Source organism: Veillonella sp. R32, assembly GCF_010093125.1.
In the GTDB taxonomy this organism is placed as follows: domain Bacteria; phylum Bacillota; class Negativicutes; order Veillonellales; family Veillonellaceae; genus Veillonella_A.
Genome location: NZ_NMZQ01000070.1, coordinates 1 through 1,425 on the forward strand (window position 1 = coordinate 1; position 1,425 = coordinate 1,425).

Sequence of the window (1,425 nt, forward strand, 5' to 3'; positions counted from 1 at the left end):
AAAATATTTTATACTATCAAAAAAATTAAATTTAGCTCTAATGTAATTTTTTTTAAATGTTATTTTAGTTATATAATAAGAAAAGAGGTAAAATTATGAAATGTCCACATGCAACTCGCGAAGTACCTACTGATCCACATGAAAAAGCTCGCTACGATTGGGCCATGAAACACGTGGAATTGGCTAAGGAACAAGGTATGTCTAGTGAAGAAATTCATGCTTTATTCAAACAAATTATGGATTTTGATTTTAAAGAGGTTGATAAGGTTCCTAATGATGAAGCGCACAAAACCTTTCGTCAGGCTCTAGCTCATGCTAATCGCGCCATGGAAGAAGGCCAGCCTATCGAAGCGGTTCATGCGATTTTCCGCCGTATTATGCATGGTGAAACAGAAGGCAAATGTAAACATCGTCACGGTCACCATCATGGTCACGGTCATGGCGAGGGCCACCACGGTGAAGGACACCATGACGAAGGGCATCACGGTGAAGGGCACAAATGTTGTGGTAAACACGGTCATCACCAGGGGCATGACGAAGGCCAGTCCGCTAAAGAACATCATGGCGAAGAAAACCACGTTGAAGGTCATCAGGGAGAAGTTCAATAGATTACACATAACCAGTCTGAAAAAGGTGAAGCATAGAACTTGTAGAATTTACATAATTTACAGAGTTTACAGGTTCTATAGAATCCCAATTCGGACTATCTTGAAAAGCATATAACAAAAATACCCTCTATAAACGCTGATTATATAAGGCTTTGTAGGGGGTAATATTTTTGGTAAAAAAAGAGATAGTCCGAAGTGGGATTTGAGAAAAAACGGCAAAAAGTGATATAACAGCTTTCCCAGCCAAGAGGTAATCAAGAGGTGTTCAAGCTATAATTTATGCAATTTGTTATAATAAAATTCTCCTTGAAGATTTTGGTCGTGATAATGCGGCTAATATTTTAAATGCTTATAAAGATAAATTTCCTGTTTTCAATGATGATATTGAAGGTACTGACATTAAAGATAGTGAAGTAGAAAGCATAGTAAAAGCTATTAAATGGGTACTAAAATATAAAGATTTAATTGTTTAATATAAAAAAATGGTGTATACTATTAATGTATTAAAGAGGGTGTTCCGCCACCATTAAATTAAAAGCGTGGACCATTTTAGAGGGTGTTTCACCACCGAAGAAATTGAAGAGTGTAACGTTAAAGAGGGTGTCCCGCCACCAAGGTAACTAAAGGGCGGAGCGTTAAAGACAAAGGGGCTGTAACGAAATACGGATTTTCTCCGTCATTTAAGTTACAGCTCTCTTTTCTTTTTAAAATAAGGACTTCTTTGAGATATCATAACTCTCAAAGAAGTCCTTATTTTAGTTTTTAGGCGCACCTAAATAAAGCCTTTAACAACGCTTTTTTAGGGTTATAGGACAAA

At 36.6% G+C, this 1,425-nt stretch carries 1 protein-coding gene; it reads left to right on the forward strand.

Features of this window, described 5'->3' with window-relative positions:
• Positions 1-95 precede the first annotated feature (95 nt).
• Positions 96-608: a hypothetical protein gene (locus VER_RS10345; protein WP_202922170.1), complete on the forward strand. Its 513-nt coding sequence runs from the start codon at positions 96-98 to the stop codon at positions 606-608.
• The last annotated feature ends 817 nt before the right edge of the window (positions 609-1,425 follow it).